Below are 17,601 nucleotides of genomic sequence, written 5' to 3' on the forward strand. Positions count from 1 at the left end.
TTTCGTATGGTACGGGTAAGTATCGCACTCCGAGATCGTTTGCTCGTCTGTACGGGCGACGAGACCGAACCTGGCGACTGGACGACGAAGACGCGACTCGAGGGCCGCAACCTCGAGTGCGTCACAGCGGTCCCCGACGCGCCGGCCCGCTACTACGTCGGGACCGTCGCGGACGGCCTGTTCCGAAGCACCGACGGCGGCGAGACGTTCGTCCGCCTCGAGACCGAGTTCGCAGCCGGGACGCGGACACCAACGGGCGGAACCGAATCCGATGAGCCCCTCGAGAGCGATCGCGTGACGGCAGTGACGATCAGCCCGCGCGGACGACAAGTCGTCTACGCCGGCACCGAGCCCAGCCGAATCTACCGGTCTCGCGACGGCGGCGAAACGTGGGCCCATCTCGAGGGACTGACCGATCTCCCCTCCGAAGCCGAGTGGTTGTTCCCGCCGCGGCCACAGACCCACCACGTCCGCTGGCTCGAGGTCGATCCGTACGATCCCGACCGACTGTACGTCGGGATCGAGGCGGGCGCGTTCGTGTACACGCCCGACGGCGGCGAGACCTGGCACGAACGACCGCCGGGATCGCGCCGGGATAACCACAGTCTGGCGACCCATCCCGACCGCGAGGGACGGCTCTACGCTGCAGCCGGCGACGGCTACGCCGAGAGCGACGACGGCGGCGAAACGTGGCGGCGGCCACAGACGGGGCTCGACCACCGATACTGTTGGAGCGTCGTCCCCGACCCCGGTGATCCGGACCGCGTGCTCGTCTCGAGCGCACGCAGCGCATCAACGGCCCACACGGAAAGCAGGGCGGAGTCGTACGTCTACCGTCGTACGGGCGACACCTCGTGGGATCGACTCGACGGACGTGGCCTCCCGACCGGCGAGGGCGTCGTCCGAGCGGTGTTCGCGACGACGGGTGAGCCGGGTCTCGTCTACGCTGTGACCAACCGTGGCCTCTTCGTCACGCGTGACTTCGGCGACTCGTGGGATGGGATCGATATCGACTGGCCGGCAGGACTCGAGTCACAGACACCGCGCGGATTGGTCGCACTCCCGTGAGCCAATTCGACCGCTGAATTCGACGTACTGCCGGTTCCCTCGGTGGTCGATCACGTCGAAGCGGGTGGGCCGCTTCGAAATCCTTTTAGGCGCTACACGGGGATAGTAAGGTAACTGAGTGATATCATGGACGTCGACATCATCTCCGAAACGGAGAACCCCATGTTGCATCGAACGGACGTGACCTTCGAACTCGTCCACGAGGACGCCACGCCCTCCCGTCTGCAGGTCCGTGACAGCCTCGCGGCGAAGCTGAACAAGGACGCCGACGAGGTCGTCATCCGCAAACTCGACACCAAGTTCGGGATGCGCAAGACCGTTGGTCAGGCGAAAGTCTACGAGACCGACGACTACGCCCGCGAAGTCGAGCAAGACCACATGCTCGAGCGAAACAAGATCGGCGCGGACGACGAGGCCGAAGCCGAGGCGGAGGAAGCATAAATGGCACGACACGAACTCTACGGCGACGACGGCAGCACCGAGGGCGAACTGTGCCCCCGCTGTGGTGACGTCTTCCTCGCCGATCACGGCGACCGCAAGCACTGCGGGAAGTGCAGTTATACTGAGTGGGAGTAACCTCCGACCGATGGGCGACGTGCCGAATACGGATGTGGCACGTCGAACGCCGGTAGCAGCCGTTTTTATCCGTGACTGATACCCTCCGGATCCTCGGGATCGAAGGCACTGCGTGGGCCGCCAGCGCAGCGGTCTTCGACGCCGAGCACGACGACGTGTTTATCGAGAGCGACGCCTACCAGCCCGAGAGCGGTGGCATTCACCCTCGTGAAGCCGCCGAACACATGCACGACGCCGTTCCGCGTGTCGTCGAACAGGCCCTCGAGCACGCCCGCGAAATCCACGAGGGCCCGGCGACGGAGTCGCCAGTCGATGCGATCGCCTTCTCCCGCGGCCCGGGACTCGGTCCCTGCCTTCGCATCGTCGGCACGGCCGCTCGAGCGCTGAGCCAGGCCCTCGACGTGCCGCTGGTCGGCGTGAACCACATGGTGGCCCACCTCGAGATCGGTCGCCATACCTCCGGCTTCGACTCGCCGGTGTGTCTCAACGCCAGCGGAGCGAACGCGCACCTGTTGGCCTACCGCAACGGGCGCTATCGCGTGCTCGGTGAGACGATGGATACCGGCGTCGGCAACGCAATCGACAAGTTCACGCGCCACGTCGGCTGGTCCCACCCTGGCGGGCCAAAGGTCGAAGCAGCGGCGGCAGACGGCGAGTACGTCGACCTCCCTTACGTCGTCAAGGGGATGGACTTCTCCTTCTCGGGGATCATGAGCGCCGCCAAACAGGCCTACGACGGCGTCTCCGCGAACAACGCGAGCGGAGGCTCGTCGGACGAGCGGAGCGAGTCCGACGGTGGCGTGCCGGTTGAGGACATCTGCTACTCCCTGCAGGAGAACATTTTCGGCATGCTGACCGAAGTTTCCGAGCGCGCGCTCTCATTGACGGGCAGCGACGAACTCGTCCTCGGCGGCGGCGTCGGACAAAACGACCGCCTACGCGAGATGTTAGAAGAGATGTGTGCCCAGCGCGGGGCCGAGTTCCACGCGCCTGAGCCCCGTTTCCTGCGGGACAACGCGGGAATGATCGCGGTATTGGGTGCGAAGATGTACGAAGCCGGTGATACGATCGCGCTCGAGGACTCACGGGTCGACTCCGATTTCCGGCCCGATCAGGTTCCAGTGACGTGGCGGACGAGCTCCGAGCGAAGCGAGGACCTTGGAATTGCGAGCGGTGACGCGAGGAACTGCGATCACACGGACGAGCCAGAACTCGCAGCCGGCCGCGGCGGGGCACAGGAGGACGACCGGCAGGTCCGCGGGGCCGAAGCGGTCGTCGACATAGCGCCCGACGCCGGCCGTGTGACAAAGCGCCGCGAGGCAAAGACCTATCGTCACCCCGAACTCGACGATCGACTCCGTCGCGAACGGACGACGCTCGAGGCCCGACTGACCAGCCTGGCACGCCGCGAAGGGGTCCCAACACCCGTGCTCTCGGACATCGATCTGCATGAAGCGCGCCTCGAACTCGAATACGTCGGCGAGCGGGACCTGCGGGAGGGGCTGACGGTTGAGGGTGTCCGCGATGTCGGTCGTCACCTCGCGCGGCTCCACCACGCGGGATTCGTCCACGGTGATCCGACGACGCGGAATATCCGGGTAGGGCGCGCGGGACGTGACGCCCCACCGAACGAGCAAGCGGCCGACGGCCGCGAGCACGATTCCGAGCGGACCTCCCTCATCGACTTCGGCCTCGGCTATCACACCGACCACGTCGAGGACTATGCGATGGACCTCCACGTCTTCGACCAGAGCCTCGTCGGGACCGCCGATGATCCCGAGCCGCTCCGCGAGGCGGTCCGAGAGGGGTATCGCGAGGTCGGCGAACAACGGGTGCTCAAGCGCCTGCGAGACGTTGAGGGACGCGGGCGGTATCAATCGAACGGCAAGTAGCTTCTCGTTCGACCGACCGCGGTTGGCCGATTGCAGCGATCGTCACAGCACACAATACTCTTATCAGGGAGGACGTATCACCTGCCATGGCAGAGAAGCCGACTTCCGGTGAGATTCTTGGGGTCCCGTACAACTTCGAACGACCGAGCATCAGTCGCATGCTCTCGTCGTACTGGCAGCCCGGCGAAGGGATGCTCGTCGAGAAACCCTTCGGTGTCGGCTACACCCTGAACCTCGCTAACTGGCGCTCGTGGGTCGTCGTCGCCGTCGCCGGCGCGCTCCTCTGGCAACAGGAGCAGGGCGCGACGGCGGAAAGCGACGACACCGCGGACGAACCTGTCGAAGTCATCGTCGACGACAGCGACGACTGATACGGATTACTGTAACGATTTACCGGCGCAACCCCAGAGCGGACGGGATTGCGCCGGAAATGACTTACAGTAGACCGTATGAACGACGCGACCTGCGCTTTTTCGAGTGATATCACGGACCGCCGACCAGCTACTCTGCAATCCACCGATCCGTAATCCGCCAACCTGCTGACCCCCAGTCAACAATCACCGATCAGCGGTCGACTTCGCCCATGATACAGTCGAGGCTCCCGATCGACGCGATCAGATCGGCGACGTACTCGCCGCGGGCGATTTCGGGCAGCGCGGAGAGGTTCGAGAAACACGGGCTGCGGATCTTGAACCGCACCGGCGTGTCGGTGCCGTCAGCGCGGATGTAGATTCCGAGTTCGCCCTTCGCCCCCTCGACGGCGCGGTAGATCTCTGCGTCGGCGTCGGGTTTGAGCGTTCTGGGGACGTTGCTCTGGATCTCTCGCTCGTCGTCCGGCCAGTCGGCGAGCAGATCCAGACACTGATCGACGATCTTCGCGGACTCCTCGATTTCCCGCAGTCGAACGAGCAGCCGGGCATAGTTGTCGCCGTCGGGTTCGGTGACGACATCCCATTCGAGGTTCGGATAGTAGCCGTAGGGATCGTCTCGCCGGAGGTCGTAGTCGATCCCGGAGCCGCGGGCGACGGGGCCGGTACAGCCGTACTGTTTCGCCGCGTCGGGCTCGAGGACCCCGGTGTCGATGCAGCGGCGCTGGAAGATCTCGTTGGTGACCAGCAGGTCGTGATACTCGTCGATCTTGGCGGGGAAGCTATCGAGGACGTCTCGGACGCCAGTGATGAAGTCCTCGCGTGGTTCGGGCAGGTCCCAGGCGACCCCGCCCAGCCGGAAGTAGTTGAACATCATCCGCTGGCCGGTCAGTTCCTCGAGGCAGTCGAGGACGAGTTCGCGGTCGCGGATGGCGTACTGAAAGGCGGCACAGAACTCGCCCACGATGTCCAGTGCGTAGGTGCCGACGGCGATGAAGTGAGAGGCCAACCGTGAGAGTTCAGCACCCATTGTCCGGACGACCTGCGCGTAGTCGGGGATCTCGATATCGGCCAGATCCTCCACAGCGCGGGCGTAAGCCCACTCGTTCAGGAGCCCCGAGGACACCCAGTCCCAGCGGTCCGGGTAGGGCATGATCTGGTGGCGGTAGGTGCTCTGCTGACACATCTGTTCCTCGCAGCGGTGGATGTAGCCGATATCGGGGTCGACATCGACGACCGTCTCGCCGTCGAGTATCGCCTTCACGTGGAGCACGCCGTGGGTAGAGGGATGATGCGGGCCGATATTCAAGAACATCGTCTCCGACGCGGCGTCGTGCTCGTCGCCCGCGATAGGATTCGCGTGCTCCGAGAGGGTGACGACCTGTGGCTGTTCCTGGTCGTAGTCCCGCGAAAGTGGATGTCCCTGCCATGTTTCGGGTAGTAAAATCCGCCGCAAGTCGGGATGGTCGTCGTACTCAATCCCGACGAGGTCATAGGCCTCGCGCTCGTGCCAGTCGGCCGTCTCGAAGACCGGCGTCGCCGACTCGCTGACCGGCTCGTCGATCGGCGTCGGGACCACGACGCTCACCTCGCGCGTCGGGTCAGCGTAGGACTTCAGGTGGTAAATCGTCTCGAACCGGTCGGGGTACTGCTGGGCTGTCACGCAGGAACAGTGGTCGAATCCCGCCTCGTCTCGCAGCGTCGTGAGGACATCCTGAACCTCGTCCGGCCGGATCACGAACGCGGGTGCGTTCTCGTGGTCGTCCCGATCGAGGACCGCGTCGCCGAGCAGACTCTCGAGGTCGATATTCCCCTCCGAACCCCCTGCCCCGGTCATCCGGGACTCGAGCGTCGAACCTGGTGTCATACTCCGCTATTCGGAGACGGGAGACGAGTCGATTCTGCGTCACGGGCTAGGCTATTTATATATGCAGACCGGACCCTCCGGCCGTGAAGACGGTTCGACTCACGCTGCGCTACGACGCGGCGACGATCCATCCGATGCACCGGTTCGTCGCCGAGAGCGACGCGTTCGATGCCTATCGGATGGTCCACGGAAACTTCGACGGGGGTGACGACAACGCCTTCATCTTCCATGTCGTCGGCGATCCGGATGTCTACGAAGCCGCACTCGAGGACACCGTCCGGGTGAGCGAGTACGAACTCACGCGGACCGGCGATCGGACGTTCACTGTCTACGTGCGCGATGCTCCCGAAGGCGTCGACGAACGTCTCCTCGAGCTCTTTACCCGGCGGAGTCTCGTCGTGTTACCACCCCTGGAGTACCGGTCGGACTGGACGGTCCGGTTCTCGGTCGTCGGCGAATCGAACGACCTCCAGCGAGCGCTCGAGGGGGTGCCTGATGGCATCGAGACGACCGTCGACCGTATCGGCGAGTACGATGGGGGCGACGCCGCGGTCGGTGCGCTGACAGCGCGCCAGCGCGAGGCCCTGCGAGTCGCTCGCGGCCTCGGGTATTTCGACGTTCCCCGCTCGGCGAGCGTCGAGGATATCGCCGCAGAACTTGACTGTGCGCCCGGCACGGCTGCCGAACACCTCCGAAAGGCGGAGGCAACCGTGATGGACGCCCTCGACCTATAGTGAGAGCCTGCCGCGGACGCGATCGCTACTCAGACCGATACGTCTCGAGCGGCGGTGTGAACGCGTCGATGACGCGACAGGCCTCGAGGGCTCGCACGCCGTGTACCGTTCCCGGTGGGACGACGTACGAATCGCCCGCCTCGAGGGTCCGTGAGCGCTCGCCGCGGAGCTCGAGCGTCCCCTCGATGACGAACGTCGCCTGCGTCGTCTCGTCGTGAGCGTGTGGCTCCCCCTCTGCGCCCGCCTCGAGCGAGTAGTGAACGAGCATCAGTTCGTCAGTGGCAGACAGCACGCGACGTTCGCCGCCTGCAAGGTCGTCGATTCGGTTGGGATCGTCCCACTCGGTGATGTCCATACATCGTGTTACTCCGACATCACCTTGTGGTTTTTTCGGGGACCGGACTTCGAGGGACGAACGGACAACCGACGCCTATTTTCCGTCCCGGGACACCGACTCGGACATGGCCATTCGATTCGTCACCGGCAATGAGGGGAAGGTCCGCGAGGCGCGGGACTACCTCGAGGGCATCGAGCCCGTCGAGCAGATCGAGTACGACTACACCGAGGTCCAGAGCGACTCGCTCGAAGAGATCGCGGCCCACGGTGCACGGGAGGCCTTCGAGGAACTCGGGAGCGACGATCCGGTGCTCGTCGACGACGCGGGGCTGTTCGTCAACGCGCTGGGCGGGTTTCCGGGTCCGTACTCGGCGTACGTCGAGGACACCGTCGGCGTCGAGCGGCTCTGGCGGCTCGCGGAGGACGAGGAGAATCGCCGCGCGACGTTCCGGACCATCCTCGCGTACGCCGACGAGAACGGCACAGAGACGTTCGCGGGTTCGGTCGCCGGTACCCTCGTCGCGCCTCGCGGCGAGGGTGGGTTCGGCTACGACCCCATCTTCGAGTACAACGGCCAGACAATGGCTGAGATGAGCACCGAGGAGAAGAACGCGATTTCGCATCGCGGTCGCGCGCTGGCGGCATTTGCGGAGTGGTACGCCAGCCGCGACGAGTAGCTCGCCGGATCCTACTCGGCCGTCAGTCGTCTCCCTCTGCGGTGGTCCCGACCGTGTCGTCGTCCGCCGCGAGCTGTGCTTCGGTGACGGTCTTCACTTCGCTATCGACGCTGACGCCCTCCCAATCCTGATCCGCGTGGTAGCCCTCGCGTTCCTTCGCGCTGGGAGCGACGCGGATGAACTCGGCCTTCTCGCGGGCGTCGCGGATCGTCTCCCCGCCGCAGTATGAGAGCCCGGACTGGATGCCGGCACAGAACTCGGTGACGACGTCGGCGACCGGTCCCTTGTACGGCGTCAGCGCCTCGACGCCCTCGTCGGCGCGAACGTCGCTCTCCTTGTCGTCGCGGTTCTTGGCGGCCGTCGTAGTCGCCATCCCCCGCGAGCGTTTGTATCGAGCGCCGTCAACCTCGACGACCGCGCCCGGCGCTTCCTCGGTGCCAGCCAGCAGGCTCCCCAGCATCACGGTGTCGGCCCCCGCCATCAGGGCCTTGACTGCGTCGCCGGACGTTCGAATCCCGCCGTCGGCACAGATCGTTACGTCCAGGTCCTCTGCCGCCTCCGCGCAGTCGTCAACGGCGGTCAGCTGCGGGACGCCCGCGCCCGCCACCTTCCGGGTAGTACAGTGGGAGCCGGGACCGATGCCGACTTTCACGCAGTCCGCGCCGGCGGCTGCGAGGTCCTCGACGCCGGCGGGCGTCGCGACGTTGCCGGCGACGAGGTCGATATCTGGGAACTCCGCCCGGAGGGCCTCGACGGCCTCGATCGAACGCTCGAGGTGGCCGTGGGCCACGTCGACGACGAGCGCGTCGACGCCGGCGTCGATCAGCGCGGCGCTACGGCCGACGTAGTCTTCGTTGATACCTACTGCGGCAGCCACCTGTTCGTCGGCGGCGGTCACCCGTTCGACCTGTTCGGCCTGTTCGTCCGGCGTGAGAAACCGATGGATGACACCGATCCCGCCGGCGCGCGAAAGTTCGATCGCCAGTTCAGCCTCCGTGACGGTGTCCATCGCGGCGGAGACCAGCGGCGTGTCTAGTTCGATGGTTGGCGTGAGCCTCGTCGAGAGCGTCACGTCGCTGCGGCTATCGACTGGCGAGCGCTTCGGAACGAGGAGCACGTCACCGTAGCTCAACCCTGTTCGTAGATCGTTCATTACCCCTTACCATCCACGCGTCCCCGGCTGATAAGGCTCCCGGCCCGCTCGCAGATTCTGCGAGGAGGGTCACCGCGGGTCCGCTATCGCGTTATCGCCGCGACCGCCGTCAGGCTCGCGGGTCCCGATCCGGGCCCGGATACTCGCCGCCCTCGACGGCCTCGTACAGGCTCGCAGGATCGAACAGGCGGGCGAACGCGTCCGGCGGGCGGACACTGACAGAGATTCGGGGCTGCAGGGTCAGGCCGGCCGTCGCCGATTGAAGTCGGTCGTCATACGACAGTAGGTGGGCCGCCTCGCCCTGATAGGCCGACGCCAGTCCGGGATGGTCGCCCTCGGGCTGGTCGACCGCAACGCGCTCGGCCTCGAGCCGTTCGCGGTGGTCCGCGGCCAGGTCGGCGTCGGCGAGCGCCGTTACGAGCCGTTCCGTCTGCTCGAGCAGCGGGTCGCTCACAATCAGTTCGACCCAGGAGTGGCGGCGAACGTGATCCAGCGCCTCGCGTGCGTCGCCGCCGACGAGCAGGTCCGCCGCGAGCACGTCGGCGTCGGCGACGATTCGGGCGGGGTTCGGTTCGTCGCGTTCAGGCATCGGTTTCCTCTCGGATCGCCTCGAGTTCGTCCCGGATCGCCTTGCAGTCGCCGTCGTACTCCGCCCCGCGGTCGAACAGGTCAGCCCAACTCGCGCTCATCGGTGGCGGTTGGGACTACGGGATCAAAGGTCGTCCGGCTCGCGGTTGTCGACCGCCCGCTCGGACGCTTACGACCGCCGCGAGAGCAGCCAGAACGCGACGGTGCCGAGGACGAACGCGACGCCGACGTTGCCCAAAAGGCCGACGACCCCGACGGCGGCGACGAGTGCAAGCGACCGGCGATCGTCGACGGGTGCGAACGCCGCGCGAGCCAACTCGAGTGCGACGACGACGAGCAGGACTCCCAGAATCGCCATCGGGAAGGCGGTGAGTACGGCCCCAGCGGCGACCAACGCGAGCGCGAGGTAGCCGATCCCCAGCAGCACGTTCGCGCCGCCGGTTCGCGCGCCGAAAGCGTACTTCCCGGCGAGGCCGCCGCTTCCGTGACACATCGGCACGCCACCCAGCGGGATCGCCGTGAGGCAGGTGATGCCCATGCTCGTCGAGAGCGCGTCCGCCGAAATATCCCGGTCGTAGAGATCGCCACAGAGCAGGGCGGTCGCGATTGCGGCGTTGCCGACCGTCATCCCCAACTGGGCGACGGTCCCCTTGAGCGCGGCCCCGCTGAACGACGGCGACCCGGCGGGGAAGGCCGTGAGTTCCGGAACCGTCGGCGTCGGAACGCCGGCCATCGCGACGGCCGCAACTGCGCCGAGCCCGAGCACGACCAGCACGCTTGCCTCCCGGTAGCCCGCGAGCGCCAGCAAGCCGACCACGGCGAGCCCGCCCGCCGCTACCGGCGGGTTCCCGATCGAGAGGTCGACGGCCGCCTCGAGCAAGAGCAAGGCCACGGCGAGTTGCACGCCGCGGATGACCGGCTCGCCGACTACCCGCTGAAGACGACCGACGAGCCCCAGTTGCCCGACTGCGAGGAGAGCGCCGCCGGCGAGCAATCCGGCGGCGGCGAGTTCGGCGTACGACAATGTCCCGACGATGGCCAGCCCGATCAGGGCCTTCATCGGTTCGACCGAGAGCGGCAGCCCGTAGTACACTCCCCAGACGATCTGGAAGACGCCGAAGCCGACCAGCACGTGGGATAGCGAGACGCTCGTCGTCGCCCCCAGCGCTACGAGTAGCGGCAGGACAGTAACCGAATCACCTAGCGCACCCGCGAGTTCGTTCGCGGAGAACTCGAGGTCGGAATCGGTCCGTGACCGGAACGAGTACGCCATCTATCCCCGATAATTCGGGGCCAAACTTGACTCTTGTCTGTAACCGTTCGCCGTTGATATTCTCGGTCAATGGTACTGAAAATGGTTACGTGACCGGACCGGATTCGGGCAACGACATCGGTCGCCGGCTCCCGGTTCCACAATTTGTTCCGGACATATCGGATTCCACGGTTATCTTCTCAGACTGAATCCAGTTATCCACCTACTCTTCATTGCTGGGGGAGGGGGGTTGAACCGACGTATGAGTGCCTGAATCGGACCAATACACCGATATCGGCCGAGAGTACGCTCCCACCTGATCGCGGCCTGATCCCGATTGCACCGTCGAATCAGCACGGATAAGGCCGCTGACTAGTATCGATCAATCGTGAGCGACCTCGGAAAATCGATCGTGCGTTCTTCGACCGACACATCGCACCGAACCTCGGTGCCGACCGCGACGACGTCGCCGTCGGACCCACCCACGGCGTCGACTTCGGCGTCCTCGATATCGGCGGTCAGGCGCTGGTCACTGCCACCGACCCGCTGTCGATCCTCCCCGCACTGGGCCTCGAGCGAGCCGCACGCTTCGCCCTCGACCTCGTCCTCGCCGACGTGGCCGTCAGCGGCGTGGCCCCGTCGCATCTCTCGATTTGTTTCACGCTCCCCGAGGGGATGACCGACGATGAGTTCGCGACGGTCTGGGAGACGATCCACGCGGAGTGTGCGGATCTCGGGGTTGCGGTCGTGACGGGCCATACGGCCCGCTATACGGACGTCTCTCACCCGTGGGTCGGCGCTGCGACCGCGATGGGCGTCGGTGAGCACGACGATATCGTCCGCCCTGACGGTGCCCGTCCCGGCGACCGTCTCCTCCTGACGAACGGCCCCGCCGTCGAATCGGTCGGCCTCTTGAGCGCCCTCTTCGGCGAACAGCTCGATCTCCCGGAGGGCGTGATCGCGGACGCACAGGACCGACTCGAGGAGGTTTTTTCCGTCCGCGATGCACTCACCGCGGCCGCCGCGGGACCGGTACGAGCGATGCACGACGTGACCGAAGGCGGCCTCGCCGGCGCGTTAACCGAGATGGCCGACGGTGCAGGCGTTCGGTTCGCGGTCGACCGCGCGGCCGTCCCGCTGCGTCCCGGCGTCCGCGAGGTCTGTGATCATCTCGAGTTCGACCCCTGGGCGGCGACCAGTTGCGGCTCGCTCCTGATCGCGGTCGACCCTGCCGGCGTCGGTGACGTGCGCGCAGCACTCGAGGATCGAGGCACTCCGGTCACCGAAATCGGCCGCGTCGAAGCCACTGAGGCTGAGGATGGCGAGGTGCTCGTCGATGGAACCCGACTCGAGCATCCGACCGTCGATCCGTCGTGGGACGCATACGCTGCACTGGCGGAAGAAGCGACCGAGTAGATCGATTCGCAACGCAGTTCGGTGGTTCGCGCTCGATGGCCTCAAGCGATCGCGCCCCGTCGTGAGTGGGATAGTGTCGATGGCGGCATGCGACTGAATACTCAAATAGTGAGACTCGCCGCCGCGGATACGGATGGGGACGACAATACGGGGCAAGGGATACCCGTATCGAGGGAGTAGCGGCGTTGAGAGCGATGAGCGACCCCGAACTTCTGAAGGAGGCGATCGTCGACGAACTCGAGCGGGAGCGACACACCCACAAGTCACTCAGGCAGACGATTTCGGACGAGCACGATTGCAGCGAGGAAGCCGTCAGTCATGCGATCTCGGCGCTCAACGACGCAGGCGTGATCAAACACGAACGCGGGTTCTTCGAGCTCACCACTGACTGACTCCGCGTGCGCGACTCCACTGAGGACGATTCTCAGCTTCGCTGACCATCATCGCTTAGTATAATCCGGGAATACGATTTCGTATGCGAATACCAGCACCCGATAGCCGGCCTGTCGCACTGACGATCGCCGGCAGTGACTCCGGTGGCGGCGCGGGAATCCAAGCCGACCTCGCGACGATGGCCGCCCACGGCGTCTTCGGCACGTCGGCGATCACCGCCGTCACAGCCCAGAACACCCGCGGCGTCGAGTCCTCGTTCGTTCTCCCGATCGAGGAGCTCGAGGCCCAACTCGCGGCCGTCACGGACGACTTCGCGGTCGGTGCGGCGAAGACGGGAATGCTCGCGACAACCGACGTCATCGAGACTGTCACCGAGTACGCTCAGGCGTTCGACTTCCCGCTGGTCGTCGACCCCGTGATGGTCGCGACCTCGGGCGACCGGCTGCTCGAGCCCGAAGCGGAACGCGCCTACGAGGACCTGCTCGACCAGACGACGCTGGCAACGCCCAACGCCGACGAAGCCGAGGTGCTGACGGACATCGCCGTCACCGACGAGGAGACCGCCCGCGAGGCCGGTGAAGCACTCCTCGAGACGGGCGTCGACGCCGTCCTCGTCAAGGGTGGCCACGTCCCCGGCGAGACGGTTCGGGACACCCTCGTCACCGACGAAAGCGTCCGGACGTTCGAGCACCCACGGGTCGGCACCGAGGCGACCCACGGCTCGGGCTGTACGCTGGGATCGGCGATCACTGCCCGCCTCGCGAAGGGCGAACCGCTCGAAACGGCCGTCGAGGGCTCCACGGAGTTCCTCGCCCGCGCGGTCCGCTACTACTACGACGTCGGCAAGGGTCACGGCGCGGTCAATCACATGGTCCCGCTGCGAAACGAGGCCGCTAGGGAGTTGACGGCCGAAGAAGTCCAGGCGGTCGTCGACCGGTTCGTCGACGCCGACGTGTCGACGCTGGTCCCCGAAGTCGGGATGAACGTCGTCGGCGCGACGCCCTACGCCGAATCCGTCGCCGAAACCGCCGCCGTCGAGGGTCGAATCACGCGCACGCTCTCGGGCGTCCAGCCGAACCGCGGCGTTCGGTTCGGGGCCTCGAGTCACGTCGCCCGTTTCCTCTTATCGGCCCGAGAATTTGTCCCCGACCTCCGATTCGCCGTTAACTGCCGGTTCGACGCGGACGTCGAGGCGGCGCTCGAGGCTCTCGAATGGTCGATCGCGGAGTACGACCGCGACCGACAGCCGGACGAGATCAGGGAGACGGAAGACAGCACGATGGGCTGGGGAGCCCGGCAGGCCCTCGAGGGCCGCGACGAACCCCCCGTCGCCGTCATCGACCGCGGAGAGGTCGGGAAGGAAGCGCTCGTCAAAATCGTCGCGAGCGATCCTGAGACGCTCGCCGATCGAACGCTGGCCCTCGACCGAGAGGTAACCGAATGAGCGCCGACGAGTCAGGGTCCGCGACCGACCTCGACGTCGGGCTCATCCTCCCGCAGTACGGCACTGAGATGGGAACGGTTCGGGACGCCGCACTCGAGGCCGAATCGCTCGGCTACGACGCGGTCTGGCTCGAGGACCACTTCCAGTCGTGGATCGGCGACCCACGACGGGGAGTCAACGAGTGCTGGACGACGCTCAGCGCGGTCGCCGAGGCCACCGACCGAATTCGACTCGGCACGCTCGTCACGAGCCAGTCCTACCGCCATCCCGCGTTGCTGGCGAAGATGGCAGCACAGGTCGACCGCATCAGCGACGGCCGGCTCGAGATCGGGCTCGGCGGCGGCTGGTACGCGGACGAGTACGACCGCTTCGGCTACGAATTTCGGGAGCCGCCGGCCGAACGGCTCCGGCGGCTTGCCGAGACGGTCGAGATCCTGCAGGGGCTCTGGACTGAGGAGACGTACAGTCACGAGGGCGAGCATCTCGAGATCGATCTCAAGGAGGCGTTCTGTGAACCCCAGCCGGTTCAGGAGCCCCATCCGCCGATCTGGATCGGTGGCGGCGGCGAGGACTTTACCTTGCGCTACACCGCCGACCTGGCCGACGGCTGGAACTACGGGACCCTCGAGCCGGCGGACTTCGCCGAGAAGCTCGATGTGCTCCGGGAACACTGCGAGAGCGAGGATCGATACGACGAGATCCGCAAGTCTGCCGAGCTGTTCGTTTTTGTCGGCGAGACGACTGACGCGGCCGAAGACAAGCGTGAGGCCTTCCGGAGCGAGTTCCTTCCCGACGACGGTCCGAGCGAGCCCCGCGAGTTCTTCCTCGCGGGCTACCTCGAGACGGCTCCTACGGGAACGCCGGCGGACGTCCGCGAGTCGCTCGCGGACTACGCCGACGCCGGTATCGAAGAGGTCATGCTCGCGGTTCCGGACGCAGCCGCCGACGAGGACGAGAGCCTGTCACTGCTGGCCGAGGAACTGCTCGCGTAGCCGGCTCGAGAACCGGCAGCTGTCTCAGAACGTTGGTCTCTCGATGGGCAGTTGTCTCGGCGGCGCTGGTCCCTCGGTGGCCGCTCGAGGGCCCGTTTGATGCGGTGCTCGCGGTCGGAGAGGGACAGCGGACCCGCCGGTTGCGGTGTCGTCCCGACGACAGTCACCCGGACGTGACAGTAGTACTAACTCTCTGGCGAGAGTCGTGTTATCATATGGGTAGTTCGCCGTCGTCGGCCGGTGGATCTAACCTCGAGGGAGAGTCGCCGCAGGTCGAGCCGACGGTCGAGACTGACGACGCGACGATCACCGACGACGCCGAACTCGAGCGGACGCTCGGGCTCTCCGGTGGGCTCGCCATCGGAATCGGAACGATGATCGGGGCCGGCATTTTCGTCTTTCCGGGGCTGGCGGCCGGACAGGCCGGTCCCGCGGCGGCGGCATCGTTCGCTCTCGGCGCGCTCGTCGCCTTGCTCGTCGCGCTGCCGACCTCCGAACTCGCGACGGCGATGCCGAGGAGCGGTGGCGGCTACTACTATATCTCCCGCGCACTGGGCGCGCTCGCGGGGACCGTCGTCGGGCTGTCGTTGTGGTTCGGGCTGGTGTTCGCGACGGCGTTTTACCTCGTCGGCTTCGGCTACTACGCCGTCGACACGCTCGCCGAACTCGGCATTGCAGTCGGCAACGGCCTCGTCATCCCGCTGGCACTGCTGTTCGGCGCGGGCTTTACCGTATTGAACGTCACGGGGACGGAAAACGCGGCGAAACTGCAGAACGGTATCGTTGCGTTGCTGCTCTCGATTCTGGTATGCTTCCTCGGATACGGTGGCCTCGACGCGGTGGGCCTCCTCGGCGAACCGGCCGGCCCCGAACGGTTCGTGCCGTTCGGTCCGATGTCCGTCCTGACGACGGCCGCGCTCGTGTTCACCTCGTATCTCGGCTTCGCGCAGGTGGCGACCGTCGCCGGGGAGATGAACGATCCCGGGCGGAACCTGCCGCGCGCGATGGTCGGCTCCGTACTCGTCGTCGGACTCCTCTACGTGGTGACCATCTTCGTTGCGACGAGCGCGTTCGGGAGCGAGCGACTCTCCGAATTCGGTGAGACGGCGATGGTCGAGGTCGGCCGCCACTACCTCGGCGCAGCCGGGGCGTTCGCGATCGTCTTCGGTGGCCTGCTCGCGACGATGTCGAGTGCCAACGCATCGGTTCTCAGCACGTCTCGAGCCATCTATGCCGTCTCGAGGGACGCCCTGTTACCGCGGCGGGCGAGCCACATCAATCTCCGGTACGGCACGCCCCACATCGCGCTGGGGATGGCCGGCGGGCCGATCCTCGTGCTGGTCGCGACCGGCCGCGTAGAACTGCTCGCGGAGGTCGCCTCGTTCCTCCATCTCGTCATGTATGGACTGATCTGCGTAGCGCTACTCGTCCTGCGCCGAAACGAACCGGAGTGGTACGATCCCGACTTCCGAGTCCCCGGCTATCCCGTCGTCCCGATACTCGGCGCGCTCGCCAGTTTCGCCCTGATCGGCTTCATGCGGCCCGTCTCACAGCTCGTCGGCATCGCGATCATGATCGCAACCGCCGGGTGGTACGCCTATTACGCCCGGAACGTGACCCTGAATGGAGGGCTCCAATGACACGCATCCTCGTTCCGCTGGCGATACTCGAGGGCGAATCAGTCTCCGCCGGACTGCCAACGCTGCTCGCACCCGTGGACGTGACCGTGCTCGGGTATCACGTCCTGCCCGAACAGACGCCGCCGGACCAGGCACGATTGCAGTACGAGGATCGGGCGACCGACGCCCTCGACAGTCTCGCGGCGGAGTTTGAGGCGGCCGGCGGACACGCCGATCATCGCCTCGTGTTCACCCACGATCGGGAGCAAACTGTCGACCGAGTTGCCGCGGAGGTGGCGGCGGACGCCTACGCCATCACGGGCGTCACCGGGCCGGTCGATCGCTTCCTCGTGACGCTGACGGGCGAAGTCGCCGTCGATCGAATCTGCTCGTTCGTCACCGAACTGGTCGGCGACCGCGAGATTGGCATTACGCTCTTTCTCGCGACCAACGACGAAGCCGGTGGCCGGGAATCACTCGAGGCAGCCACAATGATCCTCTCCGAGCGCGGCATTGACGTGGAGACCGAACTCGCGGTCGGTGACTCCTCGTTCGAGGCGCTCATCGAGGCCGCACCCGGTCACGACGCCATCGTCATGGGCGAACAGGCTCCGTCGCTCCGGTCGCTCGTCTTCGGGGAGAGGGCCGACCACGTCGCCGCCGAATCGGTCGGACCGGTGCTCGTCGTTCGATCCCTCGAGGAACGTGACGCTGGGGCAGAACGCAGTGATCGACCGTCGGATACAGACCGAATCGCGAGTCTCGAGGACTCGTAATCGCTGCCTTACGGCTCCATTTCGGGGCGGTAACTCTATTCGGGATCCGGATCGATCCGGGTTGACTTCTCGTTGTGTCCCTGCAGCTTCTGGGATTCGTCCGAGCCGCGGAGACGTGTCGCCGAGCCCCGCAAACGATCGGGCATGGATCAGACGTGTAGTGTCTGCTCGGTGCCGTCCAGCTGTTCGAGTAGCTCCTCGACCGTCTCAAATTTCGGCCCCTTCCTCACCTGATCCCGCTCTCGATCCCACTCGACGAATCCCGCGTCGTCGAGTTTCGGCAGATGGATGTGATACATCTCAATCCGCACCGATTCCGATTCCGCGTCCGGTCCCGCGTCATCGGAGACGGGAGCGATGATGGCTTCCCGTGGATTCCGTTCGCGTAAGGCCTTCAAAGCCGAAACCGATGGACGTGGGAGAGTGCCTCGAGGGCCGCGTCAGGCGTCT

Annotated in this window: 19 protein-coding genes; 13 read left to right on the top strand and 6 right to left on the bottom strand. The window is 65.9% G+C overall.

The genetic code is table 11. The features are described from left to right. Window positions 1-6 precede the first annotated feature (6 nt). The 5 genes from K6I40_RS23255 (at window position 7) to K6I40_RS23275 (ending at window position 3,907) form a co-directional block, all read left to right on the top strand. Window positions 7-1,068: a glycoside hydrolase gene (locus K6I40_RS23255; protein WP_222917135.1), complete on the top strand. Its 1,062-nt coding sequence runs from the start codon at window positions 7-9 to the stop codon at window positions 1,066-1,068. Between the two features lie 126 nt (window positions 1,069-1,194). Beyond that, window positions 1,195-1,509: a 30S ribosomal protein S24e gene (locus K6I40_RS23260; protein WP_222917137.1), complete on the top strand. Its 315-nt coding sequence runs from the start codon at window positions 1,195-1,197 to the stop codon at window positions 1,507-1,509. Beyond that, a complete protein-coding gene (locus tag K6I40_RS23265; protein ID WP_222917139.1) occupies window positions 1,510-1,644 on the top strand; it encodes a 30S ribosomal protein S27ae in 135 nt (44 codons plus the stop codon). Window positions 1,645-1,715: 71 nt separating this feature from the next. After that, window positions 1,716-3,536 (top strand): bifunctional N(6)-L-threonylcarbamoyladenine synthase/serine/threonine protein kinase, encoded by a 1,821-nt coding sequence (locus tag K6I40_RS23270; protein WP_222917141.1) that lies wholly within the window; start codon window positions 1,716-1,718, stop codon window positions 3,534-3,536. Window positions 3,537-3,622: 86 nt separating this feature from the next. After that, a complete protein-coding gene (locus K6I40_RS23275; protein WP_222917143.1) occupies window positions 3,623-3,907 on the top strand; it encodes a DUF5808 domain-containing protein in 285 nt (94 codons plus the stop codon). A 193-nt stretch (window positions 3,908-4,100) separates the two neighbouring features. On the opposite strand, the gene K6I40_RS23280 is transcribed toward K6I40_RS23275, so the two are convergent. Beyond that, entirely contained in the window at window positions 4,101-5,741 is a 1,641-nt protein-coding gene (locus K6I40_RS23280) for an NADH-quinone oxidoreductase subunit D (RefSeq protein WP_222920440.1), read from the bottom strand. A 113-nt stretch (window positions 5,742-5,854) separates the two neighbouring features. On the opposite strand from K6I40_RS23280, the gene K6I40_RS23285 reads away from it, so the two are divergent. Beyond that, window positions 5,855-6,505 carry a helix-turn-helix domain-containing protein gene (locus K6I40_RS23285; protein WP_222917145.1) on the top strand — a complete coding sequence of 217 codons (651 nt, stop codon included), beginning with the start codon at window positions 5,855-5,857 and terminating at the stop codon, window positions 6,503-6,505. A gap of 25 nt (window positions 6,506-6,530) precedes the next feature. On the opposite strand, the gene K6I40_RS23290 is transcribed toward K6I40_RS23285, so the two are convergent. Further along, window positions 6,531-6,860 carry a cupin domain-containing protein gene (locus tag K6I40_RS23290; RefSeq protein ID WP_222917147.1) on the bottom strand — a complete coding sequence of 110 codons (330 nt, stop codon included), beginning with the start codon at window positions 6,858-6,860 and terminating at the stop codon, window positions 6,531-6,533. Between the two features lie 106 nt (window positions 6,861-6,966). Between K6I40_RS23290 and K6I40_RS23295 the strand changes: the two genes are divergently transcribed. Further along, window positions 6,967-7,518, top strand: a complete 552-nt coding sequence (locus tag K6I40_RS23295) for an XTP/dITP diphosphatase (RefSeq protein ID WP_222917149.1) — start codon at window positions 6,967-6,969, stop codon at window positions 7,516-7,518. Window positions 7,519-7,540: 22 nt separating this feature from the next. Here K6I40_RS23295 and K6I40_RS23300 read toward each other — a convergent pair whose 3' ends face one another. The 3 genes from K6I40_RS23300 to K6I40_RS23310 all read right to left on the bottom strand — a co-directional run bounded on the left by K6I40_RS23300 (window position 7,541) and on the right by K6I40_RS23310 (window position 10,532). Beyond that, a complete protein-coding gene (locus K6I40_RS23300; RefSeq protein WP_222917151.1) occupies window positions 7,541-8,671 on the bottom strand; it encodes an IMP dehydrogenase in 1,131 nt (376 codons plus the stop codon). 109 nt (window positions 8,672-8,780) lie between these two features. Then, entirely contained in the window at window positions 8,781-9,260 is a 480-nt protein-coding gene (locus K6I40_RS23305; RefSeq protein ID WP_222917153.1) for a hypothetical protein, read from the bottom strand. Window positions 9,261-9,428: 168 nt separating this feature from the next. Next, window positions 9,429-10,532 carry a putative sulfate/molybdate transporter gene (locus K6I40_RS23310; protein ID WP_222917162.1) on the bottom strand — a complete coding sequence of 368 codons (1,104 nt, stop codon included), beginning with the start codon at window positions 10,530-10,532 and terminating at the stop codon, window positions 9,429-9,431. A gap of 360 nt (window positions 10,533-10,892) precedes the next feature. Here K6I40_RS23310 and K6I40_RS23315 point away from each other — a divergent pair, with 360 nt between their 5' ends. The 6 genes from K6I40_RS23315 (at window position 10,893) to K6I40_RS23340 (ending at window position 17,151) form a co-directional block, all read left to right on the top strand. Then, a complete protein-coding gene (locus K6I40_RS23315) occupies window positions 10,893-11,927 on the top strand; it encodes an AIR synthase family protein (RefSeq protein WP_222920441.1) in 1,035 nt (344 codons plus the stop codon). A 194-nt stretch (window positions 11,928-12,121) separates the two neighbouring features. Beyond that, complete coding sequence (locus K6I40_RS23320) at window positions 12,122-12,319, top strand: hypothetical protein (RefSeq protein ID WP_222917164.1); 198 nt, start codon at window positions 12,122-12,124, stop codon at window positions 12,317-12,319. Between the two features lie 83 nt (window positions 12,320-12,402). Further along, window positions 12,403-13,764 carry a bifunctional hydroxymethylpyrimidine kinase/phosphomethylpyrimidine kinase gene (gene thiD, locus K6I40_RS23325; protein WP_222917171.1) on the top strand — a complete coding sequence of 454 codons (1,362 nt, stop codon included), beginning with the start codon at window positions 12,403-12,405 and terminating at the stop codon, window positions 13,762-13,764. Beyond that, on the top strand, window positions 13,761-14,756 hold the full coding sequence (locus K6I40_RS23330; RefSeq protein ID WP_222917173.1) for a TIGR03560 family F420-dependent LLM class oxidoreductase: 996 nt from the start codon (window positions 13,761-13,763) through the stop codon (window positions 14,754-14,756). Before thiD ends, K6I40_RS23330 begins: the two co-directional genes overlap by 4 nt. Window positions 14,757-14,971: 215 nt before the next feature. After that, window positions 14,972-16,396: an APC family permease gene (locus K6I40_RS23335; RefSeq protein WP_222917175.1), complete on the top strand. Its 1,425-nt coding sequence runs from the start codon at window positions 14,972-14,974 to the stop codon at window positions 16,394-16,396. After that, entirely contained in the window at window positions 16,393-17,151 is a 759-nt protein-coding gene (locus K6I40_RS23340) for a universal stress protein (protein ID WP_222917177.1), read from the top strand. Before K6I40_RS23335 ends, K6I40_RS23340 begins: the two co-directional genes overlap by 4 nt. Window positions 17,152-17,300: 149 nt before the next feature. On the opposite strand, the gene K6I40_RS23345 is transcribed toward K6I40_RS23340, so the two are convergent. Continuing rightward, the gene (locus tag K6I40_RS23345; RefSeq protein ID WP_222917179.1) at window positions 17,301-17,549 is read right to left on the bottom strand and encodes an ArsR family transcriptional regulator; all 249 of its coding nucleotides are present in this window, start codon (window positions 17,547-17,549) and stop codon (window positions 17,301-17,303) included. Window positions 17,550-17,601 lie beyond the last annotated feature (52 nt).

It is taken from the genome of Natrinema sp. SYSU A 869 (assembly GCF_019879105.1).
GTDB lineage: Archaea > Halobacteriota > Halobacteria > Halobacteriales > Natrialbaceae > Natrinema.